The organism is Candidatus Nomurabacteria bacterium (genome assembly GCA_020631975.1).
Lineage (GTDB): Bacteria > Patescibacteriota > Saccharimonadia > Saccharimonadales > CAIOMD01 > JACKGO01.
Map to the genome: position 1 here is coordinate 372,013 of JACKGO010000001.1, position 15,509 is coordinate 387,521.

The window sequence follows — 15,509 nt, forward strand, 5'->3', positions numbered from 1 at the left end:
AATGCTAATTACTTTACTTTGTATAGTTAGTACTATAGCGCAGGCAAGGGGCGTTGTCAACGCTATATATAGCGTTTATTGGCCAACTTTTATAAGCGTAACGTCAAATACTAAGTCTGAATTTGCAGGGATGAGTGGGGATGGACTTTGTTCTCCGTATGCTTTTGCTGCCGGTATGTATAATCGGCGCTTGCCTCCCTCTTTCATGCCAGGAATTCCCTCTTGCCAGCCAACAATCACTTGTCCGAGGCCAAATGTAGCTGGTTGACCACGATCTATGGAATTATCAAATCCAGCACCAGTTGCAGCTAGTACTCCTACATAGTCTACGGTGACGGTATCACCTGGCTTAGCTTCTGCCCCTGTGCCAACAACAAGATCTTCTGTTTTTAGCTCTGGTACGCTCGCGACTGGTGAAAAGCCTTCAATTTGCCTTTGTTCTTGCACTTGTTGTTCCTCCTTAGATTGTTGAGTTAATTTATCTAGCTCTTCTTGGCTAATAGTCTGTGCATCGTCTTGACTAGAATTAGCATAGATTGCATAGGCTGTTACACCAACAGTAGTCCCTACAAATAGTAGCGTAATGAGCAATATGCCGACCCTTTGGGCTGTTTCTGACATAGTTTTAATGTGTCCTTCCCTCTTGTATTATCTTTTCTTATGTTTAGTATACCAATTACGCAATAGTATTTATATGGTAGTAATCACAATACTTAGCCAAACAGTAGCCCAGCTGCAACCATACAAGCTACAAGAACACCCACGATAAGCAAACCTTTTTTCCGGCTAATTCTGGTACGGGTAAATTCAGCGCCAAGATAATAATAAGGGAACACTGTAATAACCAGGAACGTGCTTGATAACAAGCCAAAAATAATCAACACTGCAAGTCCTTGCCAAAATGGGCTAAGAATAGCAAGTGGTGTGATTGCAACGACCGCCGTAAGACTTGTCGCAATTAGTGGGCGAAAACGTTCTTGCAGGGCTTCGCTAATGGCATCTACCGCACCCTTGCCTGCCTTGCGAGCTTGGTTTGCATAGTCTGTTAGCAAAATAGTGTTTTTAATACTAAGCCCAATAAGCGCAAAGAAACCGAGCATCGCAAAGAAGCTGAATGGGTTATCTGTAAGATACAGGCTCAAGCTTATACCAAAGAAGCTGAATGGGAGTGCAAAAAAGATAAGCAGTGGCTGTAGTAGTGAGCGGAATTGCACCGCTAGTAAAATATAAATTGCAAGTAAAACAAACGGGAAGGCAATGCCTAGCGCCGCAAAACTATCTTGATTTTCTGCTTCTTGACCGAGGTCGTACTGCAACGCTTCATTGTTTAAACCATACGATGCTACTTTTTCAGGTGGGAATGCTTCATTTACAGCAGCCTCTGTAAGATTAAATAGTCGCGTTGTGTCGCTGCCGTCAAATTCGGCGCTAACAGGTACACGTAATGTACTATCTGCTCGGGTAAACGAACTAGGGTTGGGTGGCGAGACATTTGTTACACTTGCAGTCGTTCCATCTGGGCGCGTAACAGTGAGTGTTTCAAAAAAGGTAGCTACGTCTTGCGCCAGGGCAAGTGAAGCTTCACGGTTATCGTCCACGATAACAACTGTAAACGCCTGAGCTGGTGGGCCAGCATCTACTTGTGCAGCCTTAGACTGGACCGTGGGTAATTGCTCGTCGAGGGCTGATTGCACTTGGCTCACGAGCTCTGGTGAACGGACATCTCTCTTAGAATATGAGATCAGTTTTATAGAAAGCGTAGCGCTACGTTCATCGCCACTATTGTAAAGTGAGCCATATTCTAGGTTTTCGTCTAGGGTTGTATTAATGATTTGCGTTGCTTTATTGGTGTAGTCTTCTGCAGCCGTAAGGTCGGTGCCTGGTGCAAACGATAGAGTCACCTGCATATCATTAGCGTCTTTTGAAGCAGGAAAGATATTAAACGCTACTTTTGTTGCAAAATAGCCCCCTGCTGCAATAAAGCCAAACCCAATAACAACCGCAGTGAGTCCAACTAACGTTAACCGTTTGAGTGAGTTTTTTGCCCACTGCATTGGTCTAGCTATAAACTCAGCCAGTTTATGCTCGAACCCTGCTGCAACCTCTTTAATGCCGTCTTCACCCATTGACTTTTTGTTTAAGAGCACGAATTTCGCTAGATACGGTATAAATATTAAAGATACTAACAGGCTAATAAGCAGTGCCGCAATAACTGTCGCCGGTATTGCCCGTATAAATGTCCCTAGTATTCCACCAACGAATAACAGTGGCATAAAGCTTAACACTGCTACAAAAGTTGCGCTTAACATTGCACGGCTAATTTTACGCGTAGCCTCAGCGACTGCTTTTCTGGCACTCTTTTGCCGCCTACGCTGAGCGTCGATGGCTTCAATCATGATAATAGTGTCGTCAACAATGAGCGCTAAACTTAAGATAAGTGCAAATAGTGTTATGACATTGAGGGTGTAGCCAAGCACGTATAACAGTCCTATCACTCCAAAGATAATCACAATGAGGGCAATAACCGTTATAAAGGATGCCCGTAATGCAATCACAAGTGCTCCCACAACCAACACGGCTACAAGTGCAATCAGTAGTTCACGCTGAAGTTCAGAAATATTATCTCTGATATCGGGTGCAAAACTGGCACTCACAACAGCACTTGTTGACGTGTCAGATTGATTGGCAACTATCTCACCTACAGCCGCATTTACTTCGTCATCAAATTGAAGCAAATCGGCTGAATCTGTTTTAGTGACACCTACGAGTACCGATGGATACAGTGTACTTTGGTTTGCTTCTCTTTGGCTATATGCATCAAACGTCCTTTGAATGATTTGCGATTGCCCTGTAAACGGATTGGTTGCTTGCTGGAAAGGATCTATGACGTAAGCTTTCTTAACTGTTGATAAGTTTTTTTGATTAAGTTCATCTGCAAATAGTTGGGCAGATGCAACCAACTGCTCTGTTGTTTGGTTAGCCTTACCATACACAGAAATACCAATATCCACAGGCTCTAGTTGTCTGCCGGCAGGGCTAATATACGGTGCACTTACCGTTACTTGCGCTTGCTCAGGAATTATATTCTCTGTCTTTAGTGTAGACTCTAGCTGTGCTGCGGCTTCTTGAGCATTCACTGACTCTTCATACCGTACAAATACGTTAAAGAAGTTATCAAAGGCTTGTGATTGGACGGTTGCCACGCCTTGCTGTTTCATAGCAGCGTCAGAAATCGGTTTTGCAACAGAAGTGTCTACTTTTTCGGCATCACCAATGTAAGTACCATTAATGCTGGCGACCGGAAAATCAATACTTGGAAAGCCTTCACGTTTTAGAAGGGTAGTGTAACTTAGTACGCCAAAGGCGAAAATAAACAACAACAATGCCGCAGTAAATCGTGGCCTATCAAAAAAGAATAGGCTAAATTTTGGCAATAATTTAGCATCATTTTTAGTAAAGGTCGTTTGCTTGACCTTTTTTGTCGTAGTTTTTTTTGCCATACTCCCCCTTAATTACTTAACAATATTAACAAATTACATGGATAATTCAAAAGATTTTAATCGCTTTTTAGCGTTTTCGTCTTGGCGGTGGCTAATGGTTAATAGTTGTGCGTAAATACCATTCGTTTTACTAAGTTCTTGCGGTGTACCAATTTCGTCTACCTGCCCGTTCTTTAGCGTGATTATTAAATCAACATGGGCAATAGTCGTGAGCCGGTGAGCAATAATAATCGTCGTTCTACCTTTCATAAGTTTATCCATAGCTTGCTGTACGGCTACTTCACTCTTGCTATCTAGGCTGCTGGTTGCTTCGTCAAGTATCAGTATTGGGGCATTTTTTAAGAGTGCTCTTGCAATGGCTATGCGCTGCTTTTGACCACCGCTTAATTTTAAGCCACGTTCACCGATTTCTGTTTGGTACCCCTTTTCAAATTTACTAATAAATTCGTGGGCATTGGCATTTTTAGCGGCTTTAATAATGTCTTCTTCTGTAGCATTTTGGTGAGCATACGCAATATTTTCTTTAATAGTGCCACTAAATAAGGCAGGCTCCTGAAAAACTACACCAATATTTTTACGTAATGATTTTTGAGTAACACTACTTATGTCTTGGCCTGCTACTGTAATACACCCGCTCGATGGCTCGTAAAAGCGTAGTAGCAAATTTGTCAGTGTGGTCTTACCTTCGCCACTTTCGCCAACAAGGGCAACTTTTTGACCGTTTTGTATATGAAAAGAAATGTCTTTAAGCACCTGCTTATCGCCATAGCCAAAGCTCACGGAATCAAAAACAATGGTGGGTTTTTTACTGGTAAACACTTTTGCATCAGGTGCATCTGTTATGTCTGATTGTATCGCCATAACTTCAAAGTAATCTTTACTGTCTGCAATAGCCCGTTGTGTGTTGTCTACCAAAAAACTAATTGTAAATATGGGGATCCTTATTTGCATCGCATACAATATAAGAGCGACCGCTTGGCCTGGAGTAAAAACCCCTTTAGCTCCTTGCACAAAAATAAATAAATACACCAAAAAGAAAATAATATTAAGTATCAGCCGCCGCTGGACGTCTTTGGTGTGCCAATATTTAGATTGAGGTACGTTAATTGCTACAGCTTTATCTATATACTTACTAAAAATACTAAGTTCGTACTTTTCTTGGATAAAGCTTTTAACAACTTTGATCTGCCCAACACTTTCGGCAAACCGACCGCTGGCAATATCGGCATTTAAATTTTTGTCTTTTTGGTAGTTTTGCCAGGTGTTACTGGTGCGCATTGTTAAGAATATATATATTGGGTATAACACACCTAAGAGTAATGCAACTTGCCAACTATAATACGCTACAATGGCAAGGGCAAAAATTGTACTAAAAATAAACTGCAAAAAGTTATTACTAAGCATCTGCATAAAACTAGTAATTTGGTTTATCGAGCGATTAAGTCGATTGATGATTTTACCAGAAAGCTCCGTATCAAAGTACGTCTGTGGCAAATCTAGCAAATGCTGGTAATACCGAAAACTCAATATTTTATATAATTTCATCGATAGCTGGTCGCCCCAGTAACCGCTGATATTATTGCCAATGGTTGCAACTACTTCGATAGCTAAAATACCCAATGCTAACATGACCATATACTGCACATCGGCAGACGTGCCTTTTTGCATTTCGTCTATGGCCCAGCCAGAAAGCATTGGCATGGCGAGCCCAACTATACTCAGCACTACAGTGAAAATACTAATCGCTACGTAGTAGCGCCATAGTTCTTTACTAAGGGTTATTATTCGCCAAATTGACTGCATATCTCATCATAGTATACGGCATCAATTTGCCGGCTTAAACGCTAATCCATAAAATCTTGTGCTTGTATTGTGTACAGTTCGGCGTAATGACCATTTTGCGCCATTAATTCCTTGTGTGTTCCCTGCTCTATTATGTGTCCATCATCTACAACGTATATGTAGTCAGCTTTACGAACCGTCGCAAAACGATGCGACACAATGAGTACAGTGGCGCTGGCGCTTTTTTCAAAGATACTATTAAATATACTGCGCTCGGCTTTGGCATCTATTGCAGAGGTTGGTTCATCTAATATCAATAAATCAAACGGTTTTAACAATGTTCTAGCAATAGATAAGCGTTGGCGTTGGCCACCAGATAAGTCTGCTCCGTCTTTGTATGATTTATCGAGCCGTGTATCGAGCTGATGTGGCAGGCTTAGAATCTTTTGTTTAAGATGCACAACATCAAGAGCTGCTAAAATATCATCTTTAGTGAGCGTCCTACCGGCCACTACTTCAAGATTTTGCTTTATGGTTAGATCATCAAACAAATAATAATCTTGGCTAAGAACAGATGTGTGTTTATACAGGCTTTCGCGGCTCAGTTGCTTGGTTGCTATGCCATTGATTATTAGTGTTCCCTCAGTGGGTTCGTATTGTTTGGCAATAATCCGCAGTAGCGACGTCTTACCGGCACCGTTTTCACCCACAATAGCCACCTTTTGGCCTGCAGAAATGCTTAGTGTTACGTTTTTTAGAGCCTGTGTACCATTTTGATACTTCAGAGATATATCGCGTAGCTCTATTGCTATGCCACCGCCACCTATTTGAATCTTTTCGGTGCCATCTGGTGCATCGGGGATATCCATAACATCTTTAAGGGCAGCCGTAGCAAGATATGTTTCTTGAGCCCGTGATATGTTATAGCCCAATATAAAGGTTTGCGAACTAGCTTGTTGTATGAGTCCAATCACAAATAAAAACTGGTCAAAGGCCAGTTTACCACCAGCCACAAGTAGTATTGCCCAGATTCTGGTGCCAACTTCTATAAGTGGAGAAGATATATCTTCAAATAAAGAAAAGAAGGCGTTTTTGCGGACAGCTTGCATCTCTATATCCATTTCTTTACGTAAGTGTTTTTCGCGTAGCTTTAATATGCTGTCGCGGGCCCCCATAATACGTATCTCAAACAGTCGCAGCGGATCAGTAATATAATTAAATAATCCCCAAGATATACGCCAATGTATGGTACTTTCTTCCCACGATTTACGGCTACGTTTTGTTTGGTAATAATTACTAACCGCTAGTATTGGTATAAGGACAAAAAGTAGCACAGCTATACCCCATGCATACTGCCACACCACTACTACGGCGAGTATATACGCCGCAATGCTTGAAGCAATGTTTTGCAACGTATCGGCAGCTCCCTGCACGGTGTATAATTCCCTACTCGCCATGCTCAAAGAAGTTTGCAAATTCGGATTATCTAGTTGTTCTTGGGTAAACGAAGATACTTTACTGCTATACAGCGTGCTGACATAAATATTTACTTGCTCGGAAAACTTTCTGTCGTAGTAATAGGTAATACGCCGTATTACATCAAATAGTATTGTTACCGCTCCAAATAATAGTGCCCACACAACTGGCGTACGCACCGTAACAGAACCGGTAGCAAGCAATGCAACCGATGCCGTTACCTGGGCCAGTAAGTAAGTTGTAATAATGCCACTAACACTGTTGGTAAGAAATGTACTAAGACTCGTAAAGGCAAAGATACGCTTGTTGGTACGCCAACTCAGGCCAACGGCCCACAAAAACGGTGATAGCACTTTCGTTATATTTTTCATTGCAGTGTTTCTTATATTGTTTACACTGCAATAATAGCACAGTGTAGCTAAGTGTAGCGTTGCCGCAGAGCACAAACAATTTAGTTTATGATCTATGGGAACGCAGGTGTTGTTGCATCCTGTCTTGACACATCGGGCATATACTTCATGCCTCTGAAGGTCAGTTCCCCCGGTTTTCTTTCCGGCTAGTGCTCGAGCGGGCAGATGTCGGGATCATGCCCGGTCGTTCCGCATCTTAAGCAGTTCAGCTTAATGCCTCCCATGCCCCGCTTCTTGCCCCCATTGCAATTGGGACAACAGCCTTTGCAGCTCGCCATGTTACTTCACCTCCTCCAAGGTATAGTAGGTACGATAAGTAAGGGCTCGGTCGGGGGGTACGGGGGATGTGACCCCCGACCGAGCCTCTCTTGATAGCCTTTTCGGGCAGTCAAGAGGGAGGTGGTACGGAGGATCCTCGCTTGTGCGGGGCTTTTGCACGCGCTTTAGGCGTCCACTCCGTCCCCACTTGGTACAATAAACGTCGGGGTGGCAGGAATTGAACCTACGCTCCCGGCGCCCAACGCCAGAGCTCTACCAAACTGAGCTACACCCCGTGTGATAGTGCCTACGTTGGTGTGGTAGGCTATCTTTTTTACCGACTACGACAACAGCGCAATCAGCACAAAAGATAGTCTACCAAAAACCAGACCGATTCATACTTATTTTAGTTGCAACAACACCTGTTAATGTACTTGCCTATCATGGGCTAAATTTACAGCCTCACGGGCACAGCTATACCATATTACAACGTTTCTACAATTTGGTCAAGCCTTATTACGCTTGCTATATACGTTTCGCGTTATACGCCTTGGCGACTTCTGACGTCGCTTTTTCTACTAAGCTAGTAAGTTCTTGGGTAGTCATAGTGCGCTCATGATTGCTCATACTAAGCCGGAACGTGTAGTTAATGTGACTATCTGTTTTATAACTATCTATGGCAATAAGTGAATAAATTGATTTTTCTGGAATATGCTGGGCAATTGCTTTCTGAAGCGAAGTAGAAATCGTGGCAAAGAGCATACTACTATCTACCTGTAGGGTAATATCTTGGTTTATAGAGGGGTATTTTGGTAGCTGCACATACCGTTTAGGAGTGCCTAGCGAGTGTTGTAAAAGAGGCACAATATTCAGTTCAAAACCTGCACAATAGCTTGGGAGTTTAAGCTTTTTCATTGTTTTGGCTTGTAATTCACCTACTACACCCAATGTTTCGCCGTCATCAGTCGCAATGACTGCACTACGCGTTGCTAGGAAAGGTTGCGACATATCATTAGCTGGCTGGTTTGGCACGTCTGTAAAAGGAGTAAATGTAGCTTTAATGCCGAGTTTTTGTAACACACCATTAAGATACTCTTTTGCATAGTAATATGGTTCGCCTTCGTAGTTTTTACGTTTCTTTTCGTCAGCCGCAAATACAAAAGCGAGGTTTTCATGTTCTATTGGTAAACCATCTTCTGCCACATACTGCTTAGAATGGGCTTTACCTATTTCAAATAAAGCAAATTCACCATAACCAGCTTTTATGTTTAGGTGAACCTTTTCTAGCACACTTGGTAAAACGCTCAGGCGATAGTACTGCAAGCGGGGGCTTAGGGCATTACTTAGTTTGTACGCATTACTTATGTCTTGATTAGACGCTTCTATGAGATCGCTATGCACAAACGTATAGGTAAGAAGTTCATTTGCACCCATGGCTGCCAAGGTGTGCCGTAGAGTTTCTTTAAAGTGTATTGAAGTATTCTTTTTGGCAGGTTTAGCAATGCGGGTTGGCAAGGCAATAGGTAACTTTTCATAACCATAGAGCCTGCCGACTTCTTCTACAATGTCTTCTTGTAAACGAATATCCCGGCGCCAAAATGGTACATGTATGGTAATTGCATCGCTATGAACATCTACCTTACATTCTACGTTCTCTAATAATTGTGCGATTTGCTGGGCGCTTAGTTGTGAGCCTAAGCGAGTGTTTATAAACTCTGCAGTAGTGCTGACGGGAGCCAATGGCACTACGGTGTCATCTTTATAGTCAACTACCGAACTAGCCAGTTGACCCCCTGCAATGCTTTGGACCATTTCTGTTGCTTTGTGTAATACTCGCAGATTTTGCAAAGGGCTTTGCCCTTTGTTAAAGCGTGTTACGGCGTCTGTGAATAAACCATATTTCATGGCTGTACGCCGTATGTTGTACATATCAAAATTAGCACATTCAAGAACGATGTTTTTGGTCGTTTTGTCTACTTCTGTTTCGCTCCCACCCATAACACCACCTATACCAATTGGTGTATCATCAGCGCAGATAATTACCGTAGCATCATCTTGCATCATCACATCTTTACCGTTTAATAGTGCAATTGATTCTCCCTTTTTAGATAGGCGCGCTCTAATGACGGCTTTTTTGGTGCCACTCTTTGCAATCAGTTTATCGTAATCGTATGCGTGTAAGGGCTGCCCCGTTAAGTGCATCAACCAATTAGTAATGTCTACAATATTATTAATTGGTCGCAAGCCCACCCTACTTAGATCGGACTGCATCTGCAAGGGGCTAGCAGCCACCTGCACGTTTTTTAAGACTATCGCACTAAAGCGTGGCACCAGTGGTGTGTCTACTGCAACTTGTAGTGGTAGATCTGTAATATTATTGAAAGTAGGATCCTGGCTATACCACTGTGGGCTTATAAAAGCTTTCTGCTGAATACCGGCAAGTTCACGCGCAACACCAAGCACACCAAAACAATCAGGTCGGTGTGTAAACATTTTATTTTCGCAATCTACAACATCATCATCTAAGTTATATAAGCTTACAAAAGGGGTACCAGCTGGGACGTCTTCTGTAATTACTAATATACCGTCATGATCGTCACTTAGCGCAAGCTCAGCAGGACTGGCGATCATACCATTGCTACGTAGACCACGTAGTTCACGTGCACCAAGTACAAATGGTTCTTTGTCGTCGGCGGTGCTCGGTACAATTACCCCTGGGGGTAGCCACACGACGGTTTGGCCAGTGGCTATGTTTGGGGCTCCACACACGACCTGTATACGTCCGTCTTGGTCACGCTCGATATCTTTTATGCTATTGCCGTCATCCACCAAGCAAACACTTAGCTTATCGGCGTTGGGGTGTTTAACGCAGCTCACCACCTTAACAACTACTACACCTTGGTATTTTTTACCCCACTCTATAACGTCTTCTACTGCACCAAGTTGTGCACCTATTTTTTTAACGACTTCATCTGTTCCAATGCTGGTGATGTCTACGTTGCTGACTGATTGCGCCCATTTTAAACTAACATTCATATTAAAACTGCCTCAAAAAATCTAATTTACCGCTTAAAAAATGCCTGATATCTTCAACTTCATATTTCATCATAACCAAACGTTCTACGCCCCCGCCCCATGCAAAACCCGTATATTCATTAGAGTCTATGCCCGCCATTTTAAGCACATTAGGATGTATCATACCGCAACCAAGTAATTCCAACCACATGTCTGCCTCTGTATTTCCTTTCCTTAATGTTTTTGGCCTCTCTATAGCAAACTCAAAACTAGGTTCGGTAAACGGAAAGTAAAAAGGTTGGATTTTTGCTTTTAAGTCTTGGCCATAATACTCACTCATAAATGCCCGCAATATAGCGATTAGGTTACCTACATTTATGCCTTTATCTACATAGATGCCTTCTAGCTGATAGAATGCATGTTCATGTGTGGCGTCTAAGTCTTCGTTTCTAAATACTCTATCTGGGATTACAACAGCGATTGGTTCGCCGTTCATTAAATTATTTTTGTATTGTATAAGCGCCCTATTTTGCATGGTGCTCGTATGTGCTGGCGCAATAAGACCTTCTGTGGTCATAAAGGTGTCGTAATCGTCGCGGGCTGGGTGGCCTTCTGGAAAATTAAGACTTTCAAACATATGGTAGTCATCATCAACTTGGCGCGATTCCATAGCAGTAAAACCCATCCGGTAAAAAATATCTAAGATATATGTAATTTCTGACATCAAAGGATGCTCACTCCCTACACTAGAAGTAAACGTCTGTGGTCTTTTTGTGGTATTGGGTGCAAACGGCGCAGTGACGTCAATTGGTTGACGGTTGTCTTGTACTGCTTCTGTAGAAAACCACGATGTAACTTCCTTTTTTAGTGCATTTACTTCTGCGCCAAATAAAGGTTTTTGCTGACTATTTTTGTTTGGCAATTCTGCATAGAGCTGCTTAAACACAGGGCTGCGCACTATAGCTGTTTTATCACTGAGCTGGTTAAATTCTTGCTGCAATTTAGCTTTTGCAGACTGTACTTCTTGGAATGTATACGACATATGGCTTTCATTATACTACGTGTACAGATAGACATGCTATTGACATTTTTAGCGAGACATATATATTCAAATTACCATGTCCAACCAAAAGCCACGTATTGGCGATCGGGTGTCTGCCAGCCATGCAGCTGGTAACGAGTTCTGCGCAAATGCCACATGTCGCACGTACGAAGGGTTCATAACAGATATTGTGCAAGATATCATAACAATATATGATGGACAGCACCATGTGCGGATAAAAAATACCGGTGCGTGGGTCTTAGAAATATACGATGAAGTAACATAAAACGAAAGAAATGTACTATGGCACTATTTAGTTTTGACCTTGAAAGTGAATACGATAAATCAGAAATGAACAATGTCGTAGACCAAGCCCAGCGCGAGATTGCAAATAGGTATGATTTTAAAAATACCACTGCGCAGTTAAGCTGGAAAAACGATGATAAACAGGCACTACTTATTAATGGTGATACCCAATTTCAGCTCGATGCAATTATAGAAATTATCCGTAAAAAACTTGCCCTTCGAGGTCAAAGCCAAAAATGTTTAGATGTAAGTGCTGAACCAACCACCAATAATTTGCGAATGAGTCTAACGGTGCCCTTGGTACGTGGTCTAGACCAAGCCAAAGCTAAAGCTATCACTTCACTCGTGAGAGAGCATTATCCAAAAGTAAAAACCCAGATACAGGGCGAAACAGTTCGTATTATGAGTGCAAAAAAAGATGAACTCCAAAACGTGATAACGCTATTAAAAACCCACGAATTTGATTTTCCGATTATATTTACCAATTATCGATAATAGAACTATACTAATAGTATATGAATACGTTGGCTGTCACATGCGAAGACGTTCTTAGAGCCAATGATAGGGGTACACATTCGGTGCCATCACCTGGCCTTTACCCTCATCAGTGGTTGTGGGATAGTTGTTTTGCGGCGATAGGCTGGTCATATATTGACCCTCAACGGGCAAAACAAGAATTACTGAGTCTTATTCATGGCCAATGGCATAACGGTATGATGCCACATATGATATTTAGTGCCGATAAACGCTATGCCCGCGATCGGAATATGTGGCGTAGCTGGGTGTCGCCAGAATCACCAAATGATGTAGCAACATCAGGCATCACTCAACCGCCAGTACTTGCAGAAGCAACCTGGCGTGTTGGCAATGCCCTACCCAACAACGAGCGAAAGCAGTTTTATACTAAAATGTACCCCGTACTCCTTGCGTATCATAGCTGGCTATACGAAGAACGAGATCCACACAAGGAAGGCTTGACTATTCAGATCCATCCTTATGAAACAGGTCTCGATAATACCCCACCATGGGAACAACAACTACGTGAACACAGTCGGCCGATGTGGATTGCAGCAATAGAAAATAGTCGTCTAGAAAAATTCATTAATTTTGTGCGGCGTGATACGCGAAGCGTGCCTAAAGAACAACGTATGCGGAATATTGATGCACTCATGGCATGGGATGCTATATTACGCTTACGCCGTAAACATTATGATATAGACCTTATTCTGCACAGATCGTTATTTGCTATAGAAGATGTAGGCTTTAATGCCATTTTCATTCGCAATAACCAAATACTAAGAGATATTGCTAAGACTATATATAGAAAACTGCCTAAAGAACTAGATGCTAACATGCAACAAAGCGAAATTGCCATAGAATCTCTGTGGGACGAAACTTACAGTATTTATTTTAGTCGTGATTTTATAACCAAAAAACTGCTTCGGCAGCCAACAATATCTAGTCTGTTGCCACTGTATAGTGGTGCTATAAGCAAAAAAAGAGCGGAAACACTTGTAAAAATATTAACCACTTCTTCTGCCTTTTGGACGCAATTTCCGGTACCGTCTGTGCCTAAAAATAGTCGAATATTTGACGAGTGGCGGTACTGGCAAGGACCAAGTTGGCTCAATACAAACTGGCTCATCATAGATGGCCTAGAGCGTTATGGTTTCACACAAGAATCTCAAGCGCTTGTCAGCCATACATTACAAATGGTGCGTAGCAGTGGCGTCTGGGAATACTATAATCCAAACAACGGAGAGGGCTTAGGCAGTGCTGACTTTACCTGGACAGCAGCGCTTACGCTAGATTTATTACATAGATAAACGCTACTAAATAGGCTAAGCTAGTCTTCTTTGGGCTTTTCAATAACAAGTGGTTCAACACTTGCGTCCGTGTGAGCTATTTTTATAACGTCTTTATCCATCTTTTTAAGTTCTTTATGCGCAGTGTTAAAATGATTTACGGTTGTCCCTAAACTTGTGCCAAGCTTCTGCATGTATGTTTCGTGCGTCGCAATATGTTTACCAAGCTCGCCTACCCTTTTTTGAATTTCTTTGGCTTGCTCCTCTATCTGCAAGCTCCGCAAGCCCTGCAATACTGTTTGCAAGTATGCGAGTAATGTCGTCGGGCTGACAATAATAACTTTTTTATCGATAAATGCATATTCTAGTAAATCTCTCGCAGACGTATTGGTCATACCTACCTGATTAATAAGTAGATCATAATAAATGGCTTCGCTCGGTATAAACATAAATGCGTAATCTAGCGTGTTTTCTGCTGGCCGTATGTACTTAGCTGTTTCGTCTATCCTATTTTTTAAATCCGCTTTAAATAATTTTGCGAGTGCAACACGTTTAGTTTTATCGGTTTCTTCTACTAATCGGTTATAGTTTTCAAGGCTAAATTTACTATCAATTGCCAGAAGTCTGCCTTTATCTAGTTTAATCACTGCATCGACTATTTCTCCGTCAGCAAATTTGTACTGTAATTGATATAGCTTACTTGGTAAAACATTTCCAAGAACCACGTCTAAATAATACTCACCTATACCACCACGTTGTTTAGGGTTTTGGAGCACATTTTGCAGCATTTTAAGTTCATCTGCAACATCAACCACACGCTTATTCGTTTCGTCTAATTTTGTAAGTCTATTGGTGACGTCAGCAATTAGCTTTGCACTTTGGCTAAACTGCTGTTGCATAGTATCACTCATAAGCTTAGTGTTTTTGTCTAAGCGGTCGTTAACAGTGATATTAAGACTGTCTTTAATTGCATCGAGGCGATTATTTAAGTTTTGTATCTCATTGTTGGTTATGGCAGGGGCAGCGCTACGTCTGAGCGCATACACTAAATACATAATGGTTGCCAACAAAACTATTGTCAGAACTATCAGAACAATGGTAATTACATCCATGTAAAACCTGCGTATAAAGTGCTGTTATCTATTATCAATCTGTGCGCGCTTATGGTCATACCTTCTATGGTACATGCAATGCACCCATTAAAAAAGCCGGGATGTTTCACCCGGCTTTGGCGGAAGTTTAACTTCCACTTTTAGTGTAGCGCTACAGCACGTTTATAGCAACTATACTCTATTTATTTTTTACCTTTTTCTAGATGATCTTTAGCAGTAAAGCCAAGTCCAATTTGCATTGCGCCACTTACGAGGGCAAAGAAACCAATTACCCATACCCATGCCAATGTCGCTGCACTCGGATACCAAGCAACTACTAAACCAGCAAGTACCGATAATGACCCAACAACGACATTAAGCCAGCGCGTAGCCCGATAGTCAGGATCTGCAAATGCTACGACGATTGCAACAACACCACGCACAATAAAACTTAGCGCAATGAGTAGTACGAGTGTCATGACAGCTAAGCCAGAACCAATGTTACTTAGTAGGTAGACAGATACGCCCAAGAACAAAAGCCCAACCAATAGTGTAAGCGCGGCAGCAAAGAAGCCCGTGCTAAACTTTTTAATGCCACTGACAATATCAGCTATACCTGTAATTCCTATATACACTGCAAGTAGCAATGCTAGAACACCAATGGTAATACCCGGCCATATAATAGCCACAAAACCAAAGATGACTGATAATAGCCCTGTTAGGACTAACACCCACCACATGTTTTTCGTATGTTCATCGAACATATACACCTCTGACTGCTTAGCCATAGAGATCCTCCTTAAAGTTAGTACCTTTATACTAGC

The 15,509-nt window shown here is 42.0% G+C and carries 11 protein-coding genes and 1 tRNA gene; 3 read left to right on the top strand and 9 right to left on the bottom strand.

The genetic code is table 11. The annotated features are described in order from the left end of the window. Positions 1–75 precede the first annotated feature (75 nt). The 7 genes from H6795_02010 to pheS all read right to left on the bottom strand — a co-directional run bounded on the left by H6795_02010 (position 76) and on the right by pheS (position 11,483). Entirely contained in the window at positions 76–621 is a 546-nt protein-coding gene (locus H6795_02010) for an FKBP-type peptidyl-prolyl cis-trans isomerase (GenBank protein MCB9817296.1), read from the bottom strand. Positions 622–713: 92 nt separating this feature from the next. Beyond that, entirely contained in the window at positions 714–3,500 is a 2,787-nt protein-coding gene (locus H6795_02015) for an efflux RND transporter permease subunit (GenBank protein MCB9817297.1), read from the bottom strand. 33 nt (positions 3,501–3,533) lie between these two features. Next, the gene (locus H6795_02020) at positions 3,534–5,303 is read right to left on the bottom strand and encodes an ABC transporter ATP-binding protein (protein ID MCB9817298.1); all 1,770 of its coding nucleotides are present in this window, start codon (positions 5,301–5,303) and stop codon (positions 3,534–3,536) included. 41 nt (positions 5,304–5,344) lie between these two features. Next, the gene (locus H6795_02025; GenBank protein MCB9817299.1) at positions 5,345–7,129 is read right to left on the bottom strand and encodes an ABC transporter ATP-binding protein; all 1,785 of its coding nucleotides are present in this window, start codon (positions 7,127–7,129) and stop codon (positions 5,345–5,347) included. 520 nt (positions 7,130–7,649) lie between these two features. Continuing rightward, positions 7,650–7,722: transfer RNA gene (locus H6795_02030), tRNA-Pro, on the bottom strand. 229 nt (positions 7,723–7,951) lie between these two features. Next, on the bottom strand, positions 7,952–10,462 hold the full coding sequence (gene pheT, locus H6795_02035) for a phenylalanine--tRNA ligase subunit beta (GenBank protein MCB9817300.1): 2,511 nt from the start codon (positions 10,460–10,462) through the stop codon (positions 7,952–7,954). A gap of 1 nt (position 10,463) precedes the next feature. Then, entirely contained in the window at positions 10,464–11,483 is a 1,020-nt protein-coding gene (pheS, locus tag H6795_02040) for a phenylalanine--tRNA ligase subunit alpha (protein ID MCB9817301.1), read from the bottom strand. A 76-nt stretch (positions 11,484–11,559) separates the two neighbouring features. Here pheS and H6795_02045 point away from each other — a divergent pair, with 76 nt between their 5' ends. The 3 genes from H6795_02045 to H6795_02055 are packed head-to-tail and all read left to right on the top strand — an operon-like array spanning position 11,560 to position 13,615. Then, positions 11,560–11,769, top strand: coding sequence for a hypothetical protein (locus tag H6795_02045; GenBank protein ID MCB9817302.1), 210 nt, complete (start codon positions 11,560–11,562; stop codon positions 11,767–11,769). 17 nt (positions 11,770–11,786) lie between these two features. Beyond that, a complete protein-coding gene (locus H6795_02050) occupies positions 11,787–12,284 on the top strand; it encodes a YajQ family cyclic di-GMP-binding protein (protein ID MCB9817303.1) in 498 nt (165 codons plus the stop codon). A gap of 20 nt (positions 12,285–12,304) precedes the next feature. Continuing rightward, entirely contained in the window at positions 12,305–13,615 is a 1,311-nt protein-coding gene (locus tag H6795_02055) for a glycoside hydrolase (protein MCB9817304.1), read from the top strand. 20 nt (positions 13,616–13,635) lie between these two features. Here the strand turns inward: H6795_02055 and H6795_02060 are convergent, their stop codons facing one another. Then, positions 13,636–14,706 (bottom strand): DNA recombination protein RmuC, encoded by a 1,071-nt coding sequence (locus H6795_02060; GenBank protein ID MCB9817305.1) that lies wholly within the window; start codon positions 14,704–14,706, stop codon positions 13,636–13,638. 182 nt (positions 14,707–14,888) lie between these two features. After that, complete coding sequence (locus tag H6795_02065) at positions 14,889–15,473, bottom strand: DUF308 domain-containing protein (protein MCB9817306.1); 585 nt, start codon at positions 15,471–15,473, stop codon at positions 14,889–14,891. Positions 15,474–15,509 lie beyond the last annotated feature (36 nt).